This is a genomic window from Carnobacterium sp., from assembly GCF_040274945.1.
Lineage (GTDB): Bacteria > Bacillota > Bacilli > Lactobacillales > Carnobacteriaceae > Carnobacterium_B.
The window spans coordinates 69,584-88,612 of record NZ_JBEMAR010000012.1; the positions used below are offsets into that span (position 1 = coordinate 69,584).

The 19,029-nt window shown below is 34.9% G+C and carries 17 protein-coding genes, 1 other RNA gene and 1 pseudogene; 5 read left to right on the top strand and 14 right to left on the bottom strand.

Annotated features, from left to right (window positions below; all coding sequences use genetic code 11):
* Positions 1-42: 42 nt before the first annotated feature.
* From ffs to ABS916_RS12190, 3 genes and pseudogenes are all read right to left on the bottom strand, one after another.
* Positions 43-129, bottom strand: an RNA gene (gene ffs / locus ABS916_RS12180) — signal recognition particle sRNA small type.
* A gap of 114 nt (positions 130-243) precedes the next feature.
* Positions 244-1,244, bottom strand: a pseudogene (gene add / locus ABS916_RS12185) (adenosine deaminase).
* 457 nt (positions 1,245-1,701) lie between these two features.
* On the bottom strand, positions 1,702-1,935 hold the full coding sequence (locus ABS916_RS12190; RefSeq protein WP_350452155.1) for a hypothetical protein: 234 nt from the start codon (positions 1,933-1,935) through the stop codon (positions 1,702-1,704).
* A 222-nt stretch (positions 1,936-2,157) separates the two neighbouring features.
* Between ABS916_RS12190 and alr the strand changes: the two genes are divergently transcribed.
* On the top strand, positions 2,158-3,330 hold the full coding sequence (gene alr / locus ABS916_RS12195) for an alanine racemase (RefSeq protein ID WP_350452156.1): 1,173 nt from the start codon (positions 2,158-2,160) through the stop codon (positions 3,328-3,330).
* A 62-nt stretch (positions 3,331-3,392) separates the two neighbouring features.
* On the opposite strand, the gene ABS916_RS12200 is transcribed toward alr, so the two are convergent.
* Both ABS916_RS12200 and ABS916_RS12205 read right to left on the bottom strand, forming a co-directional pair.
* A complete protein-coding gene (locus ABS916_RS12200; protein ID WP_350452157.1) occupies positions 3,393-3,911 on the bottom strand; it encodes a GrpB family protein in 519 nt (172 codons plus the stop codon).
* Positions 3,912-3,952: 41 nt separating this feature from the next.
* On the bottom strand, positions 3,953-5,911 hold the full coding sequence (locus tag ABS916_RS12205) for an ABC transporter ATP-binding protein/permease (protein ID WP_350452158.1): 1,959 nt from the start codon (positions 5,909-5,911) through the stop codon (positions 3,953-3,955).
* 211 nt (positions 5,912-6,122) lie between these two features.
* Here ABS916_RS12205 and ABS916_RS12210 point away from each other — a divergent pair, with 211 nt between their 5' ends.
* Positions 6,123-7,109 carry a biotin--[acetyl-CoA-carboxylase] ligase gene (locus ABS916_RS12210; protein ID WP_350452159.1) on the top strand — a complete coding sequence of 329 codons (987 nt, stop codon included), beginning with the start codon at positions 6,123-6,125 and terminating at the stop codon, positions 7,107-7,109.
* Positions 7,110-7,138: 29 nt separating this feature from the next.
* Positions 7,139-7,669 (top strand): biotin transporter BioY, encoded by a 531-nt coding sequence (locus tag ABS916_RS12215; RefSeq protein ID WP_350452160.1) that lies wholly within the window; start codon positions 7,139-7,141, stop codon positions 7,667-7,669.
* Between the two features lie 108 nt (positions 7,670-7,777).
* Here ABS916_RS12215 and ABS916_RS12220 read toward each other — a convergent pair whose 3' ends face one another.
* The 5 genes from ABS916_RS12220 to ABS916_RS12240 all read right to left on the bottom strand — a co-directional run bounded on the left by ABS916_RS12220 (position 7,778) and on the right by ABS916_RS12240 (position 12,525).
* A complete protein-coding gene (locus ABS916_RS12220; RefSeq protein ID WP_350452161.1) occupies positions 7,778-7,987 on the bottom strand; it encodes a YwbE family protein in 210 nt (69 codons plus the stop codon).
* A 93-nt stretch (positions 7,988-8,080) separates the two neighbouring features.
* The gene (nrdG, locus tag ABS916_RS12225; protein ID WP_350452162.1) at positions 8,081-8,641 is read right to left on the bottom strand and encodes an anaerobic ribonucleoside-triphosphate reductase activating protein; all 561 of its coding nucleotides are present in this window, start codon (positions 8,639-8,641) and stop codon (positions 8,081-8,083) included.
* Between the two features lies 1 nt (position 8,642).
* A complete protein-coding gene (nrdD, locus tag ABS916_RS12230) occupies positions 8,643-10,844 on the bottom strand; it encodes an anaerobic ribonucleoside-triphosphate reductase (protein WP_350452163.1) in 2,202 nt (733 codons plus the stop codon).
* Between the two features lie 164 nt (positions 10,845-11,008).
* Positions 11,009-11,539: a methylated-DNA--[protein]-cysteine S-methyltransferase gene (locus tag ABS916_RS12235; RefSeq protein ID WP_350452164.1), complete on the bottom strand. Its 531-nt coding sequence runs from the start codon at positions 11,537-11,539 to the stop codon at positions 11,009-11,011.
* A gap of 17 nt (positions 11,540-11,556) precedes the next feature.
* Positions 11,557-12,525: a tocopherol cyclase family protein gene (locus ABS916_RS12240; RefSeq protein ID WP_350452165.1), complete on the bottom strand. Its 969-nt coding sequence runs from the start codon at positions 12,523-12,525 to the stop codon at positions 11,557-11,559.
* Positions 12,526-12,678: 153 nt separating this feature from the next.
* On the opposite strand from ABS916_RS12240, the gene proC reads away from it, so the two are divergent.
* Positions 12,679-13,491 (top strand): pyrroline-5-carboxylate reductase, encoded by an 813-nt coding sequence (gene proC, locus ABS916_RS12245; protein ID WP_350452166.1) that lies wholly within the window; start codon positions 12,679-12,681, stop codon positions 13,489-13,491.
* Between the two features lie 37 nt (positions 13,492-13,528).
* On the opposite strand, the gene tadA is transcribed toward proC, so the two are convergent.
* Positions 13,529-14,053 (bottom strand): tRNA adenosine(34) deaminase TadA, encoded by a 525-nt coding sequence (gene tadA / locus ABS916_RS12250; RefSeq protein WP_350452167.1) that lies wholly within the window; start codon positions 14,051-14,053, stop codon positions 13,529-13,531.
* Between the two features lie 123 nt (positions 14,054-14,176).
* Between tadA and ABS916_RS12255 the strand changes: the two genes are divergently transcribed.
* Positions 14,177-15,040, top strand: a complete 864-nt coding sequence (locus tag ABS916_RS12255; RefSeq protein WP_350452168.1) for a helix-turn-helix domain-containing protein — start codon at positions 14,177-14,179, stop codon at positions 15,038-15,040.
* A 68-nt stretch (positions 15,041-15,108) separates the two neighbouring features.
* Here ABS916_RS12255 and ABS916_RS12260 read toward each other — a convergent pair whose 3' ends face one another.
* The 3 genes from ABS916_RS12260 to ABS916_RS12270 all read right to left on the bottom strand — a co-directional run bounded on the left by ABS916_RS12260 (position 15,109) and on the right by ABS916_RS12270 (position 18,599).
* Positions 15,109-15,516: a hypothetical protein gene (locus tag ABS916_RS12260; RefSeq protein WP_350452169.1), complete on the bottom strand. Its 408-nt coding sequence runs from the start codon at positions 15,514-15,516 to the stop codon at positions 15,109-15,111.
* Positions 15,517-15,619: 103 nt separating this feature from the next.
* A complete protein-coding gene (locus ABS916_RS12265; protein ID WP_350452170.1) occupies positions 15,620-18,112 on the bottom strand; it encodes an ATP-dependent Clp protease ATP-binding subunit in 2,493 nt (830 codons plus the stop codon).
* A 25-nt stretch (positions 18,113-18,137) separates the two neighbouring features.
* A complete protein-coding gene (locus tag ABS916_RS12270; protein WP_350452171.1) occupies positions 18,138-18,599 on the bottom strand; it encodes a CtsR family transcriptional regulator in 462 nt (153 codons plus the stop codon).
* Between the last annotated feature and the right edge of the window lie 430 nt (positions 18,600-19,029).

Consider the following 19,029-nt stretch of genomic DNA (forward strand, 5'->3'; position numbering starts at 1 on the left):
GAAACCGTTGATTAGATAATCAACGGTTTCTTTTTTTATTCTATGTACATACGGCACATGACGAAACATCCTTAGTGCTGCTTCCTTCCGGATCTGACACGATTCGAAAGTTCATCATTGCCATACGGCCTTGCGGCATTTCTTATTATAAAGGAATATCAAATGAAAAGCCAGTGTTTTTTTTATTAAATAAGTTCCACTATAAAAACATACGATATATTTTCAGTTAGTACGAGAAATCTTTTATATCACCTTTGTTTTATTGAAGTTCTTTACATATTCATCTATTGATTGAATGTATTCTTCTTTTTCTTCTTCAGAAATCCAAGCAATAGCAAAAGAGTTCTTAACTAATTGAATAACTTGTTCTGTGGTTAGTGAATAATTTTCAGCTAGTGCATACAAATCATCTGAAATATAGCTTTGGAAATACGCTGGGTCATCTGAGTTTACAGTCACTTTTACTCCTTGTTCCAATAACTCGATAATTTCTTTCCCTTTCATATCTTCCACCACAAAGCTATTTGAAACTGGGCAACAAGTTAAACCAATATTGTTTTCTTTAATGTAATTTACCAAATCTTGGTTTTCAACGATATTGGTTCCGTGATCAATTCTTTCAACTTTTGCATCAAAAAGTGCTTGACGAATGTGTTCAATCGAATTTTCTTGATCGATATCACAGTGCATTGTGATATGAAACCCTTCTTCTTTTGCTTTTTTAAATACATCAAAAAACTTACTTGGTGGATTGCCTCTTTCATCAGAATCGAGCCCGATTCCAACTATTTTATCTTTGTATGGAAGAGCTTGTTCAAATGCTTCCATAGCTGATTCTGCAGACATATCTCGTAAAAAACACATGATAAGATTTGCGCTTATTCCTAAATTAGAACTATCTCGAATAGCACGATAATATCCATTAAACATCTTTTCGAAGCTAACTCCTCTTGAGGTATGTGCTTGAGGGTCAAAAAACACTTCTACATGTCTTACGTTATGCTCTTTAGCTTTTTTCAAATATTCCCATGCCAATTCATAAAAGTCTTCTTCTGTTTGCAATACATTCATTGCTGGGTAATACACATTCAAGAAAGAAGAAAGAGAATCAAATTGATAATTTTTTTAACTTCTTCAATGGTTTCTTGTCCGACAGTAATTTTATTTCTTCTAGCTAATTTCAATTTTAATTCAGGTTCTAAAGTTCCCTCCAAGTGAAGATGCAGCTCTGCTTTCGGTAACATTTTAATAAATTCTTTCGTCGGGTAGATGGTTGGCACGGTATACACTCCTTTAGTTTGAATCACATAACGAACTATAATTACATAACAACTAACATTATACGTGTTTAAAAACATTAATCAACAAATAGTTAGATTAAATCTATATAAAAAAACAAATAACGAATGATAACACAAACTTTTTTGATTCTCACACTATGATTATCCGCTTAATTAGGCTGATTCCACAATTTATTTTAGGATACATTCTTCGTTAAATGATTTAACTTCATATGAGTAAATCATTTTCTTTTTAAAAAACGAATATAAAAAGGCAGAATCAAACTCTACTCGATGAATAGAGTTTGATTCTGTCTTTGTTCCCATCTTTACTCGTCTACTGCTCTTTTTGCTAAGCAGCCCTCACTAAACTTTAACTCAAAATGATTGGTATCGCTTCTTTCATCTTCTATGTATTCTTCTATGTATTCTTCTTTTCATTTTGAACTTTTAAAGCTGTTTCAATCTCTAGATATAACGTGATAGAATCGTAATTATCTGTATTGTATTTTTCTATTTCACCTGTTCGGATTTCAAAAATTTGATCCATCTGGCTCAAAATTGCTGTTAATAATTCGATTTTCTTACTTTCTGTTAGTTTCTTTGATTTAAGAATAGCTAAATAATTTTCCCGAAAATCTTGAATATTTCCCATGTGTGATTCACCCTATCTCTAAACAATGATAATAGAAAGCCCTTATCTATTTATTCTTTACTCTATCCAACCTACATTATACACCTCCCACTCTAGTATACCATGCATTTTGTTTACACTTTTTTCATTGTAACCGTCTTAACATTAGATTAAGGTACATTAATCTAATATTAAGTGGTATCATTATAAAAAATATACTAGATACTTTTAGGAAGTGAATTAATGAAAATAGGAAGCTCTAGAGAGACTTGGATCGAGATATCTCTTGATAACGTAGAAAACAATATAAAAAATTTCAAAAAACTCCTTTCCTCAGACACAGCTTTGATGGCTGTTGTAAAAGCTGATGGCTATGGACATGGAGCAAAAGAGATTGCTGAAACGGCTATTAAAGCCGGGGCAACTTATTTGGCTGTAGCTTTTCTAGATGAAGCAGTAGTTTTACGAAAGGCCGGATTCTCTATTCCGATTCTAGTCCTTGGTTACACAAGTTTAGATACCGAAACCATAGAAAAAGCAATCGACTATGGTCTAACATTAACAGTGTACTCTAAAGAAGCTGTTGAAAGCATTCAACAGTTAGCTGATCAAAAGAAAAAAGTTTGTCGCATTCATTTGAAAATTGATAGTGGGATGAATCGAATTGGCGTACGCACTGCTGAAGAAGCACTACAAGTTGTAGCATCCATTACTTCAGATTATTTACTCTTGGAAGGTGTTTTCACCCATTTTGCGGATGCTGACGCCATTGAATCTACCTTTGTTCATGAACAATTTAGCCATTTCATGCACATTGTTTCCGAAATTCAACAAGCAGGGTACACGATTCCAATAAAGCATTGCTGCAATACCGCAGCAACTATAGCTTATCCTGAAATGCATTTGGACATGGTTCGAATCGGCATTGGGCTTTATGGTTTGTATCCAGAGCAACACTTGCAAGATCACATTGAATTAAAACCAGCGATGACTTTTAAAACGAAGCCTATTTTAATCAAAAAAGTTCCAGCCGGACAAAGTGTCAGCTATGGACGAACCTATACAACGACAGTGGATTCAATTATTGCAACTATTCCTGTAGGCTATGCAGATGGTTTTTCAAGGGCCTTATCCAACAATGGGAATGTAACGCTAGACGGGCATAAAGCGCCTATTGTCGGACGAGTATGTATGGATCAGACAATGGTAGACCTTAGTGAAATTGATCCAGTTCATTTTGATAAAGAAATCATTCTTTTTGGAGACCCTAAAGATAACTGTATTTCCATTAGCGAAGTCGCTGCACAAATGAATACGATTCATTACGAAGTGGCTTGTTTGGTAGGAAAAAGAGTACCTAGAGTTTACCTCAATCACAATAAGATAATATCTGCTACTGGATTAGTAAAACCTTAACTAGATCTAGCTATAAAAATAAAACCTAGTACATACTGTTGATTCACAGTATGTACTAGGTTTTATTTGGTGGTTTTATACCAGTGTAGGGCTAATTGTTCTATTTCTTTTACCATTGTCATCTTAGCCTCGATATAAGCAGCAATATCATCTGAATAAAGTAACGCATTTTCTTTTTTTAACCGCCCATACCTTTGAGCTTCTTTAGAATGCATTCTTAAATAATCTCGAAAAGCTAAATGGCGTGTAATTTCTTGATTGCCTATTTGAAAAAGGTGTACATGATGGGTGCGGTGGTCGCCGCCTTTTTCAAAATAACGTCTACCCGGCAAACCATTCTCACCCTTTGCCACATATCCCAACTGTTCCATTTCTTCATTCAATGCATCTACTTGATGCAAGTTATAAACTACAGGCATTAAATCAATAATCGGCTTTGCTGCTAATCCTAGGACAGCTGTACTGCCAATATGAAAAACCGTATGGCTATTTTCTTGGAATAGTTGATGAAGAACTTTTTTCTCTTTTTCAAACAATAGTGGCCATTCTGTTTGATAGTCCAGTACTTCTACTTTTCTCACCTTTGCTCACCTGCCTGTAATTTAATTCTCGAACATGTAGCTTAGTCTCTTCTTAGTGACTCTACTGGATCTAATTTGGCTGCTTTTGCTGCAGGCATTAAACCGGCTACCATACTGATGAAAATGCTTAGCACAATACCAGACACAGCATACGTTGGCGTTAAATTAATAATAGTAACATCGAAGTAATTTGTACTTATAGCATTAGCAGCTAATGATAATCCCCAAGCAATGCCAACTCCAAACAGTCCGCTAAATAAACCAATTAAGAAGGATTCAGATACAAAAATACGACGAATGTCTTTTTTACGCCCTCCAATTGCTTTGATGACCCCAATTTCTTTGGTACGTTCAACTACACTGATGTAAAGAACGGTTAAGATCATAATAGCTGATACAATTAACGAAATTCCAGCAACTCCTGCTAGTACATACGTAAAAATATCCAGCATTTGACTAAACGTATCTGCTATTGCTTCTGTTGTGGAGCCTTTGTAGTTTAAATCCTCAACTTCAGCTTTGATAGACTCTGTATTATCCGCATTATCTGAAACAAGGTAAACGATATTAGGATTTAGTTCGCCACCAGCTTCTTCTACAAATGATTTTAAATCCTCATAGGTCAAATATACCGTGTCTAATCCCCCTTCAGAACCATAAATACCGCTGACCGTCATTGTTAGATCCAAGGGCTCTTCATTAACAATTGTTTCTATCTGAATATCCTGTCCTACAAGATCTTCACCTAAAGTATCAGCCATATTTTGAGTGATCACAACTTCACCCTCTTTAGGCAATGATCCTTCTATAATATCTGCACTAGTAATCATGGAAGAAACAGTTGTTACACTCATAAACTGAGCAGCATTTTCATCAAATGTTGCTTTGTTTGTTCCAATAGAAAAATTAGTAAAGCCTTCTTCAACAGCCTCTACATGATCAATATCAGATAATTCTTCAATATTTCCAGCTTCAAATGATCCTGCGCTAGATAACCCTAACATAGGATTTTGATCTTGCATTTCATTTACATCTGTCTGATTTCCAGTTTCTTCATCTGGCATATGAACTTCACTAACTAATGGATTCACTTGGCTATTCATGGTATCTGTTAAATAGGCGTTTACTCCGTTACCTAGAGAAAGCATCAAAATAACACTCATAATTCCGATGCTTCCACCTAGTGCTATCAAGATATTACGAGATAACTTTTCTTTCATATTTAGCAAGGCTAATTTCATTGCTCCAAACAAACTCAAATTCTTATTACGGTTTGGTTTGCTTGTTTTGTATTTATTATCTGTAACCGTTAAGGTATCTTTTACTTGATCATTGATTACTCGTCCATCATCAATCGTCACAACTCGACTAGAATAAGCTGCTACTCTTTCAGAATGGGTTACCATAATGACAAGTTTTCCATTTTCAGCAATTTCTTTGATCATTTCTAAGACTTGCTCCGTTGTTTCAGAATCCAACGCTCCAGTTGGTTCATCTGCAATAATAATATCAGGATCATTCACTAACGCACGAGCAATGGCTACACGTTGTTTCTGTCCTCCAGATATTGCATCAGGTTTTTTGTGTAACTGATCTTGCAGACCTACCGCAGCTAATATTTCCTTAGCTCTTTTCTCACGTTCTGCCTTCGACACATTCGACAGCGTCATAGCCAAGGTTACATTATCTAAAACGGATAAGTGCGAGATTAGATTAAAACTCTGAAATACAAACCCGACTTTTTCTTTATGGTACTGTACTAAATCTTTTTCAGAATAGTCGCCGATATTATCACCATCAACAACGATTTCACCTTGAAAATCAGAATCTAATCCACCGATTAAATTCATCAGTGTCGATTTTCCACTACCTGATTCTCCAATGATGGAAACCAATTCTCCTTTTTCAAAAGACAAATTAACATCTTTCAATGCTTGAAATCTTTCTCCACCATTAATTTTATATGATTTATTTACGTGTTCTAATTTCATTACAGGCATCTTTATTCTCCTTTATTTCTTGTATGTCTTTGTTTTTTTGTAGAATGTTCTAATATTACTACTTTTGTAGCGATTAAACAAGCGTTACTCCTGTCCTTTACATCTTAAAAGAAATGAATACTATATACTATCTCACCTATTGTCACCTTAATTATTTTTTTAAGTTGACAATAAATTTCTGACCCCTTATACTAAAAAAAGAGGTGAACTTATGTCTACAAAATTACGTATTCTTTCTTTATTAGAACAACAAAAAGGCAATAGTATTTCTGGACAATCCTTAGCAGATAGCTTGGGTCTTTCAAGAACATCTATTTGGAAAGGCATTAAATCCTTGCAAGAAGAAGGATACATTATTGAAGCAGTCACAAATAAAGGTTACCGGCTTTCATTAAAATCAGATATTATTTCTACTGATGCGATCAGATCTTATTTACAACCTACTTTACAAAAATTTCCTATTTATCCATTTAAAACAATTGATTCTACAAATAACCAAGCTCGAAAACTTGCCATGCTAGATTCTACACACGAAGGACTTGTTGTATCTGAAGAACAAACTAACGGGCGAGGACGATTAGGTAAATCGTTTTATTCACCTAATCAAACTGGGGTGTACTTAAGTTTTTTTCTAAAACCTAATTTAAGTATGGCTGATGCTGCTCTAGTTACTACAGCTGCGGCTGTAGCTGTTTGCTTAGCTATTGAAAAAATAACAACTAAACAACCTCAAATTAAATGGGTAAACGATATTTATCTTAACGAAACAAAAATATGTGGAATTTTAACAGAAGCTATCTCCGATTTTGAAAGTGGAAAAGTAGAAACATTGATTGTCGGTATAGGGGTAAATGTTAAAGAACCTTCCGCTGGTTTCCCTGATGAGTTGACTACTATTGCAGGATCCCTTCTTTCTTCTGCAGAAACCGAACATTTTGACCGCAATCTTTTAGTGGCTGAAATTACGAATCATTTCTACGAGATCTACCAAACCATTGAAGATCGTTCTTTTCTGGATGAATATAAAAAACGTTGTTTTGTCATTGGTAAAAAGATTACTTTTAAAGAACGCAAACAAGAATTTGAAGCTATTCCGATTGATATTGATTCTCAAGGAGGGCTAGTAATCCAAATGGCTGATGGCCATCAACGAACGTTGTCTTACGGAGAGATTGTTATGAAAAAACCGTTCCAGTAATTTATTGGTGCATCTAAAAGGAGACTCTTATGTCAAAATTAACTATACGAGAAGTAACTTTTTGCAGTCTTATGGCGGCATTAACTTATATTAGCAGCTTTATCAGCTTACCATTAGGGCCAGTCCCATTTACACTGCAAACATTATTTGTCTTGTTAACGGGTCTGATTTTACCAAAAAGAGCAGCTTTTGTAGCACAAGTATTGCATTTATTCTTAATCTTGATCTTTAAAGGATTCCAATCCTTTTTAAGTCCTAGTTTTGGATTTGTATTTGGTTTTATTGTTGGAGCCTATGTGATGGCTTGGTTCTTAGAAAGCAGAGGATTTACAACAAAATCTGCTATAGGGGCTCTCCTCATTGGTTCAAGTATTTTTTATTTATTTGGATTGCCTTATATGGCCCTTATTGTAAGAGGTTATCTTCATTTAACAATGAGCACTAGTCTTATTTTAAAAACCGGATTTTTATTGTTTATTCCAGGAGATATCCTTAAAGCTGTTTTTGCTTTTCTTATTGGTTCACGTTTGCAGCCTTTTGTTCGTCGACTGCCCAACTAATACTGAACAATATTTTTTTAAAATTAAGTATTACACGAACTTAAAAGGGCACCGAGAATGTATTCACATTATCTTGGTACCCTTTTTTCATTCTCTTTAATTGCTTAATTATTTAGTATCATCTGTTAAGACTTTTTGCACGCGACCAACTTGGTCTCCTTCTTTCAACATTACTTTAATGCCATGCGGATGCTGAGCACTATTTGTTAAAATGCGTTTCACATGTCCTCTAGTTAATTTATTCGTGCGCTGATCTTTTTTTAACACAATATCGACTAATCCATCAATTTTAATATTTGCTCTTGATTTTCCATCCATTGCTATCCGCTCCTTTAACTAGTTGTAGTGTAGCACATTCTCTTCATTTCATGCTACTTCTCCCTAAAAATAAAGGATAGATCATTTCTATATTTAAATAAACTGATTTTTCCATAGAATAATTTCATTCTGTTTCAGTGATGCTTGTACATCAATAATACGCTGATTTGAACTCCCTCTAAACTGTAAGGTTAAATCTTTTTTCGCTAATTCAAATCGTCCATCTACCAAAATATCTAGCAAGGAAAGCAGTTCTAACTTGTCGTTAGATTCTTGCATCAATTCTTGCCAAGTATATCCAGTCCATGACCAGATATCTTTTGTTTCACCATATTCAGAACGAATTCTTTTGGCTAGTGGAATTGCTACTTGAGTATTTAAAAATGGCTCTCCACCTAAGAGCGTTAAACCTTGGACGTAAGGTTGCCGTAAATCTTCTATAATGGTATCTTCCAGCTCTGTTGTGTACTCAAATCCGTATGCAAAATTTTGAGCAATTTTATTGTAACATCCTTTGCATGCAAACAAGCACCCACTCATATACAAACTGCATCTCACACCTTCTCCATCAACAAAATTAAACGGTTTATAATCTGCGATTCGGCTTTGGCTGTAATCTTTAGCCAGCCACTCCTTTGGTTTAGGATTTCTCATCTTATTTCTCTTCCTCATTATTTGGCATATGTTTGACTCGAGCTAAAATTTCTTTATGTCTTCCATGAACCATTGGTCTAGCTTGAGGATTACCCAGATAGCCACAGGTTCTTTTTACAACATCACAAGTTTCTGGATTCGTATTGCTGCATTCTGGGCATTTAAATCCTCGCTCAGTTGGATCAAAATCGCCATCAAATCCACAATCGTAACAATGATCGATCGGTGTGTTGGTTCCTAGGTATCCAATACGGTCATAGGCGTAATCCCACACAGCTTCCAATGCTTTTGGATTCTGTTGCATATTTGGGTACTCACAATAGTGAATGAATCCCCCAGAAGTGAATTCCGGGTAGTCTTTTTCAAATTCAATTTTTTCGAATGGAGTCGGCTTTTTACGAACATCATAGTGAAAACTATTCGTATAATATTCTTTATCTGTGATGTTATCTATTGCGCCAAATTTTTTCGTATCTAGACGACAAAAGCGATCGGTTAAACTTTCACTTGGAGTTGAATACACACTAAAATGGTAGCCATGTTCTTCTCCCCATTTATCTGCGTTCTGTTTCATTTTTTTGAGGATCTCTAAAGTAAATGTTTTAGCTTCTTCATTCTTCTCCCACTCAGGTCCAAAAAATACCGTTGCTGTTTCATATAGTCCAATATACCCTAAAGATACCGTAGCACGTTTGTCTTTAAACAAGTCATCAACATGAGCTTCTTTTTTGAGTCGCTTCCCAAAAGCTCCATGCTGATATAGAATGGGTGCATTTTCAGGTGTGGCTTCTTTTGTCCGTTGAACACGATAAACGAGTGCATCACGACAAACCAGTAGTCGTTCATTCAATAGTTCCCAAAATAACTCCATATTTCCATTAGACTCCAAGGCTATACGCGGTAAATTCATAGTGACCACACCTAAATTCATTCTCCCAGAGTTCACTTCATTTCCTTCTGTATCTGTCCACCCTTGCAAAAAAGAGCGACAGCCCATTGGAGCTTTAAAACTACCGGTTAAAGCGACAATTTTATCGTACATCAAAACATCAGGATACATTCTTCTCGTTGAACAAGTTAAAGCTAATTTTTTCAAATCGTAATTCTTATCTTCTGGATTTAAATTGATCCCTCGTTGAAGCGAAAATACCAGTTTTGGGAAAATAGCGGTTCTTTTTTCTTTACCCAAACCATTGATGCGTACAAGTAAGATAGACCGCTGAATTTCTCTTTCGAACCAATCTGTTCCCAGCCCAAATCCTAATGTTGTAAAAGGGGTTTGTCCTTGAGATGAATAAAGCGTATTGATTTCATATTCTAAGCTTTGCATAGCATCATAAATATCTTTTTTTGTTTTGTCTTTTGCATACTGCTGCTGCTTTTCTTCACCTATAATCCATTCTTTAGCTGTTTCTATATGTTTTTGATAATTTAAACGGCTGTATGGAGCCAATACTTCATCGATTCGGTCTGCACTGCATCCGCCATATTGACTAGAGGCTACATTGGCAATAATTTGAGCCATTTGAGCTGCAGCTGTTTGGATAGAGCGAGGACTTTCTACTTCTGCATTTCCGATTTTAAACCCTTCATTAAACATACTTTTAAAATCAATCAGACAACAATTTGTCATTGGAGAATAGGGTTGATAGTCTAAATCATGATAATGAATATCTCCTTTTTGATGAGCATTAGCTACATGTTTTGGCAAGAGTTTAAGGCCAATAGATTTAGCAACTACCCCCGCAGTAAGATCTCTTTGCGTATTAAAGATATTGCTATCTTTATTCGCATTTTCATTAACTAGAGTTTGTTCTTTACGCAATAGATGGTGAATAGCATAATTGATATCCGTTGATTGGCTTCTTTCCAAATCACGACGAGACCGATAAAGTAGATAAGCTTCTGCTAAATCATGTTCGTGAGCATCTAATAAAGTATGTTCTACGATACTTTGAATTTCATAGATCTTAATATCTGCTGAAAATCGTTTTGCAATTTCCTCTTTTACTTTTGTGACAATTCCATTTAATTCTTGCACCGTTTTTTTATCGGTCTCTTTTTCTAATGACTGGTGTGCTTTCAACAACGCGGAAAAGATTTTTTCTTCCTTAAATTCAACTTCACGACCATCTCTTTTCAACACTTTAAGTGAATATTTGTTCAATGCTTCACAAATATGCACGCCTTTTTCATATGCCATACGTTTACACCCTCTTTTTCTATTAAGTACTATATATAGTTCTTTCAAACAACATAACTCTATATCTAGTATATACGGAACTTGCGATTTCGTCTACGCTTTTCATAGATCATAAAAAAGAATCATACATTGAAAAATGCATGATTCCCATATTTTAGATTAGTTCATAGTGGCCCTGCTAAAGTAGTCTTTTCTAACATCAATAATTTTTCTTTCATTTCTACTGTCCCTCTATACCCAGATAATTTTCCACTTTTATGAATCACTCGATGGCAAGGAACGACAATCAACAACGGATTTCTTCCTATTGCTGTTCCAACAGCTCGATAAGAACCCGGCTGTCCAATTTGAGTAGCAATTTCTCCATATGATTTTGTTTCGCCATATGGAATGCCTTTTAAAGCCTCCCACACTTTCTGTTGAAAAAGAGTTCCATCAACATCTATCGGAAAAGTAAACAACGTTCTAGACCCCGTAAAATATTCCAATAACTGATGATGATACATCTCTAGTCTTATGTCATCTTCAATTAAAGTGGCTTTTTGGGAAAGTCTTGCGATTCCTAATTCAACTTCATTCAAGGATCCATTTAAAGAACCTACAAAACAAAGCCCATTTTCAGTTGCTGCTAAGGATAGCGTTCCTAATTCGTAGTCAAAAAAACTGTAAAAAATTTTCTTTTGGTCGCTTGCCATTTTTCCATCCCTTTCATTTAAGGTTCTACTATTTCTATACCAGCTAGTTTACTAAAATCTTGATACACGGTCTGACTTTTTTTATCTTTCAGAAAAATTTCAACTTCACCAGATAAGCCTTCTTTTATCACTTTAGTCATAATGCCATCTTTTGGAGCAATCAATTCACCAGCAGTTGTAATGGTGCCTTTTATAGTCAGTTCAGATTCTTTATTCTCAAGAAAAATAGTTACTGTATCACTCTTTTGATCTTTTATTTTAATTTTACTGTTATTGTATGTTGCAAATCGGTACTCTTTATCTTCTACTACTAGAGCACAGATAAATCCTTTAAAGGTTGTCACATGAAATGGAATATGTGCTACTGAAAAAAAGATACTAGTACTTGGTTTTTTAAAATGATTGGATTGTATCCATGTGTATTCCTTTGGAAAAGAAGTACCCCAGTCTTTTTCAATGTAGCCTTTTCCATTCGTAAAATCGACTTTTTGATTATTTATATTCAAGAAACCTTTTAAAGTATGATTCATGCTGATTACACCATGGTAACACTCCATTTTTGGAATATACGCAAACCCGCCCATAATAGAAGGGGAAAGCACGGTCTTTTTTATTTCTTGAAAAGCATTTAACATTAATTTCCCTTGAATAGTTAGCTGTTCATCCTTGAGTTGAATCGAAATAAACGATTCTGTGAATACATTATCTCCAATTTGAACTAAAAATGGTTTATCTTGATAACTAAATTCATCTAACCGGTACCGAATATATCCTGTTTTTGTAATCTGCTCATTTTGTTCAGTTAACGCTACATAGATATACTGGATAAAACTATGCTCATCGCCTTTAAATAAACTCACTCCTGGAATAAAACTGATACTGGTTTTTTCGTCTATTGAAACTTGTTTATAGTACCAGCCCTCAAAATAGTTCTCTTTGGTTAACGTTCCTTGAAAAAGAATTGGATTCCGTATCTTGTCAAACATCAGCTAACCCCCTACTTCTGCTTCTATACCTGTATACTATCATACTACTAAATGCTTATACACTTCTACCTAGCTATTGTAAGGGATAAATAAAACTATTTCTCTATCTATGGTAAAATAAATAAAGAAAATGAAAATGTAGGAGTGTTGACTATGAAAGTAGGGTTCATTGGTATTGGAAATATGGCTGGTGCCATTATTAAAGGAATGATACAGAATGGCCATACCTCGAATCAAGATATTTATGTACACAATACAACTCCCGAAAAACTGGCACAGTTTACTGGTGAAACCGGAACTCAAGCTTGTTCATCGAATAAAGAATTAGTAGCCAAAGTTGACTTATTAGTACTTGCAGCTAAACCAAATGTTTTTCCAACTATTTTAGCAGATATAAAAGAAGAAATTGCTGCTCATCAACCTGTAGTTGTTTCTATTGCTGCTGGAACAACACTTCAAAAGCTATCCGAACTATTGAGTGAAGGCAATCAAACGCCTATTATACGAGCAATGCCAAACCTCAACTCACAAGTTGAAGAAGGAATGACTGCCCTTTGCGGAAATGACTATACTACTCCGGAACAGTTAGCATTCGTTTTAAATATGTTTCAAGCGATTGGCGAAACAATTGCACTACCCGAAAAAGACTTTAGTACCTTTACAGCGATTGCTGGGAGTTCACCAGCATTTGTCTTTTTGTTTATCGATTCATTAGCACGGGCCGCTGTGAAAAACGGGATGCCAAAAGACGTAGCAACCAAAATTGCTGCTCAAGCTGTTCTTGGAAGCGGAAAATTGGTACTAGACAGTACAGAAACACCATGGAATTTGATTGACCAAGTCTCTTCTCCAGGCGGAACAACCGTTGAAGGGATTCTAACCTTAGAAGATACCGGATTTATATCTTCTATCACTAAAGCAACTCAAGCTGTCATTACAAAAGATCAAGATATGATGCAGCACTAATGCAACTAATTTAACAAAAATAGACGACAACCGTGTATTATACTTGGCTGTCGTCTTGTTTGAGTTGTTTAGCTTTTCTTTGTAACTTTTCTTCTTTTTTACGCTTTCTTAATTCTCGAAAAAAGGTGCTTAGCAATTCGCCACATTCTTGTTCTAAAAGACCTGATTCAATTTGAATTTGATGATTAAACCGTTCATCTGTCAGTAGATTCATCAATGTGCCCGCTGTCCCGCCTTTAGGATCACTAGCTCCATAATAAAGCTCTTTTACCCGAGACAAGATCATTGCACCACTACACATAGGACAAGGTTCTAGGGTCACAAATAACTGAGCTTCTTCCAATCGCCAATTCCCTAAATTTCGGTTGGCTTCTTGAATAGCTAACATTTCAGCATGTGTCGTTGCATCATTCGATTCTTCTCTTCTATTGTGTCCACGACCAATAATTTCTCCATTTAATACAACGATTGCACCAATGGGAACTTCTAATTTTTCTTTGGCTTTACGAGCTTCTTTAATCGCTTCTTGCATAAAATACGTTTTATCTTCTGTGGTTAACATCTTCCCATTCCTTCACCTGTTCTTTTCTTTATCATAGCATAATTTATCTACAAACTTATGAAAAAAATGATAGAATAGCACTATAGACTAAATGTAATGGTTTTCATTTAAAGGAGTGCTTTTATGAATTTTAATCAGTTTAAATCTATTTACCCGTCTGCCTTTTTAACCAATGACACAAAAAATGATCAGAATTACTTAACGTTTCCTTACGACAATCAATGGATTCACTTTGATAAAAAACAATTGACCTCTTCAGAAATAAAATTACTTTATCTTGTTTTTAACAAAACTGTTTCTACTCAAAATGCAGGCAATACGCCATCCAAATGGTCTGACTTTTTATTAGATGATCAGCTGCACTTGCCTGTCGAAACCGGTGTATATCGAATTATTCAATTTGATATTAATAAAAAAGATACACGATTTGATAAGAAACTATGGCTAAGTTCTTTTAAAAGCTTCTTTAAAGATGTACAAGAGGCTTTCTTTATTAATGATCACTATGGACTATTAATCCACCGCTATTCAGATTATTCAATTACCCAAGACGAAACGATTGGAATCTTACAAACCTTAGATGATGATTTTTCTACTAAAACTAGCGGCTATATTGGGCAACATTGGCCCATCTCTATAGACTTCAAACGTTTTTTTAAAGAAGAGCAAGCTATCTTTTTTAATCAACTCAAAAGAAACAAACAAGTTTTTTCGTTACCTGATGTTGCACTTAGTTATTATGCTTCAGATGCTCTCTCAAAAAGTCCTATTATCCAACACTTAAAAAAAGACTTAGCCTCACATCCAGAAACAAAAGAATTAATTACCGCCATATGGTTAAACCAAGGAAATATCAGCTTAGCAGCAAAATATCTTTTTATCCATCGAAATACTTTGCAATACCGGTTAGATCGTTTCTATGAAGAATCTGGTCTTTCATTAAAAAATAGAAATGATTTACTTCTTTGTTACTTATTAACAATCTAAAAAGAATACTCTTGCGTAACGTCATGACGTTACGCAAGAGTATTCTTTTTTTATGAATGATCATTACTTTATTTTTTTAATTTATGTTTTAAATCTTTTTTATGATGTTTAAGTTCATGCTTCCAATCATGTTTTTTTTCCATGAAAGCATCTCTAAAATCACTAGTCGTGTCTTTGAAGTGGTCTCCATAAGAGCTTACGCTACCTCTTAAATCTGAAACCTTGTCTACGACACTCAATAAGTTCGCTACTTCCATATCTGATAAGTCATCTACAACAGTCATTGCTTTTTCGTTTCCTTTTAATTTTTCTTTTACAAAGTATCTTGCTCGTTTACGATTGATTTTAGACTCGATTTTTTCCATTGCCATGTTTGAAGAAGAAACAACAATTGCTCCCACTGCAACAACTGTTCCAACTCCTATTAATAAAGCTTTAGTTGAATTTTTCATAAATAGCCACTTTCCTTTCGACATTTCTTTATTTTTATCATAGCAGAAAGAAAATTAAAACACGAATAAAAACATCTGCTATCTTTAAAAGATAGCAGATGTTTTACTTTTCTTATTAACAATCAGATTATACGTTCTCACTTGTAGTTAACGATTTTTCGTTTACTTTTTTAAGGTCTTTTACTGAAACCCGAATAGTTCCTTTTGAAGCACCAATTGTGACCTGATCGCCGATTTTAACTCGGCCGCTCAATAACTCTTCACTCAATCGATCTTCTACTTCTTTCTGAAGTGCACGGCGAATTGGACGTGCTCCATATTCAGGATCATAACCCGCTTTAGCAATCACATCAATAGCCGCTTGAGTGATTTTGACTTCAATATCCATATCTTTCAATCGTTTAATAATGGTGTGTGCCATTAATTTAACAATTTGAGTTAACTCTTCTTTTTCTAAAGAATGGAAAACAATCGAATCATCAATCCGATTGATAAACTCAGGTTTGAACGTTTTTTTCAATTCTTCCATGATTCGTTTTTCCATTGCTGAATGATCTTTTTTATTATTTGCTGTACCAAATCCAACAGCTTTTTCATCTCTTAATGCCGTTGCACCCAAGTTAGATGTCATAATCATCACAGTATTCTTGAAATCAACTTTTCGTCCTTTCGCATCCGTTAAATGACCATCATCCAAGACTTGTAATAGAATATTAAATACATCTGGGTGAGCTTTTTCGACTTCATCAAATAGAATAACTGAATAAGGTTTTTGACGAATTTTCTCAGTTAATTGACCACCTTCATCATAACCAACATATCCGGGAGGTGAACCAATTAAACGACTCGTACTATATTTTTCCATGAACTCAGACATATCTACTCGAACTAGAGCTTCTTCACTACCAAACATAGCTTCCGCAAGTGCCTTAGCTAATTCCGTTTTTCCGACACCTGTAGGTCCTAAGAACATAAATGACCCGATAGGACGGTTTGGATCTTTCAATCCACTTCTAGATCGTCTAATCGCTCTAGAGACTGAACCCACAGCTTGCTCTTGTCCAATTACACGTTTATGCAATACTTTTTCTAAATTCATCAAACGATCTGATTCTTTTTGTTCCATTTGTTGAATTGGGATACCTGTCCATAAAGCGACAACTTCAGCAATATCTCTTTCCGTTACTTGTAGGGAATTTGAAACAGCTTTTCCTTCTTGTTTTTGAATTAAACTTTCGATTTTTTTGCGTTGCTTCATTTCTTTTGAACGAATTTTTGCTGCTTTTTCAAAATCTTGCAATTGAATAGCTTCTTCTTTTTCTTGAATCAAAGCTTCTAATTCTGTAACCGCCGCTGCAACTGGCGAAGGTTTACTCGAAACATCTAATCGCACTTTCGAAGCTGATTCATCTATCAGATCAATGGCTTTATCTGGTAGTTGTCTTGACGTAATATAACGTGATGAGTACTTAACAGCAGCATGTACTGCCTCATCTGTAATTTCAACGCCATGATGTTCTTCATAACGAGAACGTAATCCTAATAGTATTTCTTCAGCTTCTTCTTCTGAAGGAGCATCCACATGAATGGGCGCAAACCGTCTTTCTAAGGCTGCATCTTTTTCAATATACTTTTGGTATTCATCTAAAGTTGTTGCCCCAATCGTTTGCAACTCGCCACGAGCTAATGCAGGTTTCAAAATATTAGAGGCATCAATTGCGCCTTCTGCTCCACCAGCACCAATTAAAGTATGCAACTCATCTATAAATAAGACAACTTCGCCATCTTGATAAATCTCATCAATCACTTTTTTCATTCGTTCTTCAAACTCACCACGATATTTTGTACCTGCTACCAATGAACCCATATCTAGCATCATTAATCGCTTATTGGCTAATGCAGCTGGAACTTCTCCATCAATAATTTTTTGTGCTAAACCTTCTGCAATGGCTGTTTTACCGACACCAGGTTCCCCAACTAAAACAGGATTATTTTTTGTTCGGCGACTTAAAACTTGAATAATACGTTGAATTTCTTTGTGACGTCCAACAACTGGATCTAGCTTTCCTTCTCTTGCGACAGCAGTTAGATCCCGAGCTAATGAGTCCAAAGTAGGTGTACCAGCAACTGGTTTAGCAGCTGGCTTGGCTTTTCTTCCTTTACCATTTGTTACATCGCTTAACCCGATTTTTTTCAATACGATTTGACGAGCTTTATTTAAATTAATGTCTAAGTTGTTTAAAATCTTAGAAGATAAAATATCTTCTTCACGCAATAATCCTAACAATAAATGTTCTGTACCAACTAGTGCTGATCCCATACGTCTTGCCTCATCTGTTGCAAACGTAATAGCTTGTTTGGCTCTTGGGGAATAAGGAAGAATCGCATTTTTAGAAAGGTACTTCATAGTTCCATAACCTGTAAAGTGTTCAATTTCTTCACGAATATCCATTTCAGTAACAGAAAATTGTCTTAATGTTTTTCCTGCAATACCATTTTGTTCCATAATTAATCCTAAAAGAATGTGCTCAGTTCCTACAGAATGGTGACGAAATCCTTTTGCTTCTTCTTGCGCCATGATCAAAACCATTCTTGCTTTTTCAGAAAATAATTCATCCATTCATTTCGCCTCCGTTTTTTATACTTTACTCATATTTTAAATTGTTTAAAAAAGCTATTAATAATTTAGCTCTTAATTCATTTTCATCTGCTCCGCTAGAATTTAGGAGTGACTTCTCCATTACTGCTAACATGATGTTTGCCTCTCGTTTAGTTAACATCTCAGATTCAAATAATCTCTCTATAATAGAATAAGCATTCTTTTGAGAAATCTTTTTCCCAATAATATCGATCATCATATCCAGCATTTCAGCTTCATCTAACAATTTCACTTTAATGATTCGTATATACCCGCCACCACCGCGTTTACTTTCAACCAAATAGCCTTGTTGTACAGTAAAGCGAGTATTTATCACATAATTTATTTGAGAAGGAACACAATTAAATCGATCTGCCATTTCACTACGCCTAATTTCGACTTGTTCATCTTGACCTAAAACTTTTTTTAAATAAGATTCAATGATATCCGACATGTTTTGATTGTGCATGGGGTACTTGTTACTAAAACATTTTAATGTACGGTAAAGCTCTTATCTCTAAATGCTCTACATTGCAATGGTGTTTTTTTAGTAACACTCCTTTTCTTTTAGTCCTAACACTAGACGTATTATTTAGCTTACCTTTAAAATTACTAAAAGCAAATTAAATTAATAGTGGAGGATGCTTCCAGTTAACACCTGGAGCATTCTTGACTAATACTGACTTTCATTATACGAGAAATAAGAAGATTTGAAAAGCATCTCTACTCACTTTCTTCTAATTCTGCTTGTAAATCCCCTTTGTGTGCAATCATACTCACTTAGAAAATAAACAAAAAAAGATAATTTCTCTAATATAAGAGAAATTATCTTTTAAAATTATTTATCGGGAAGACAGGATTCGAACCTGCGACCCCTTGGTCCCAAACCAAGTGCTCTA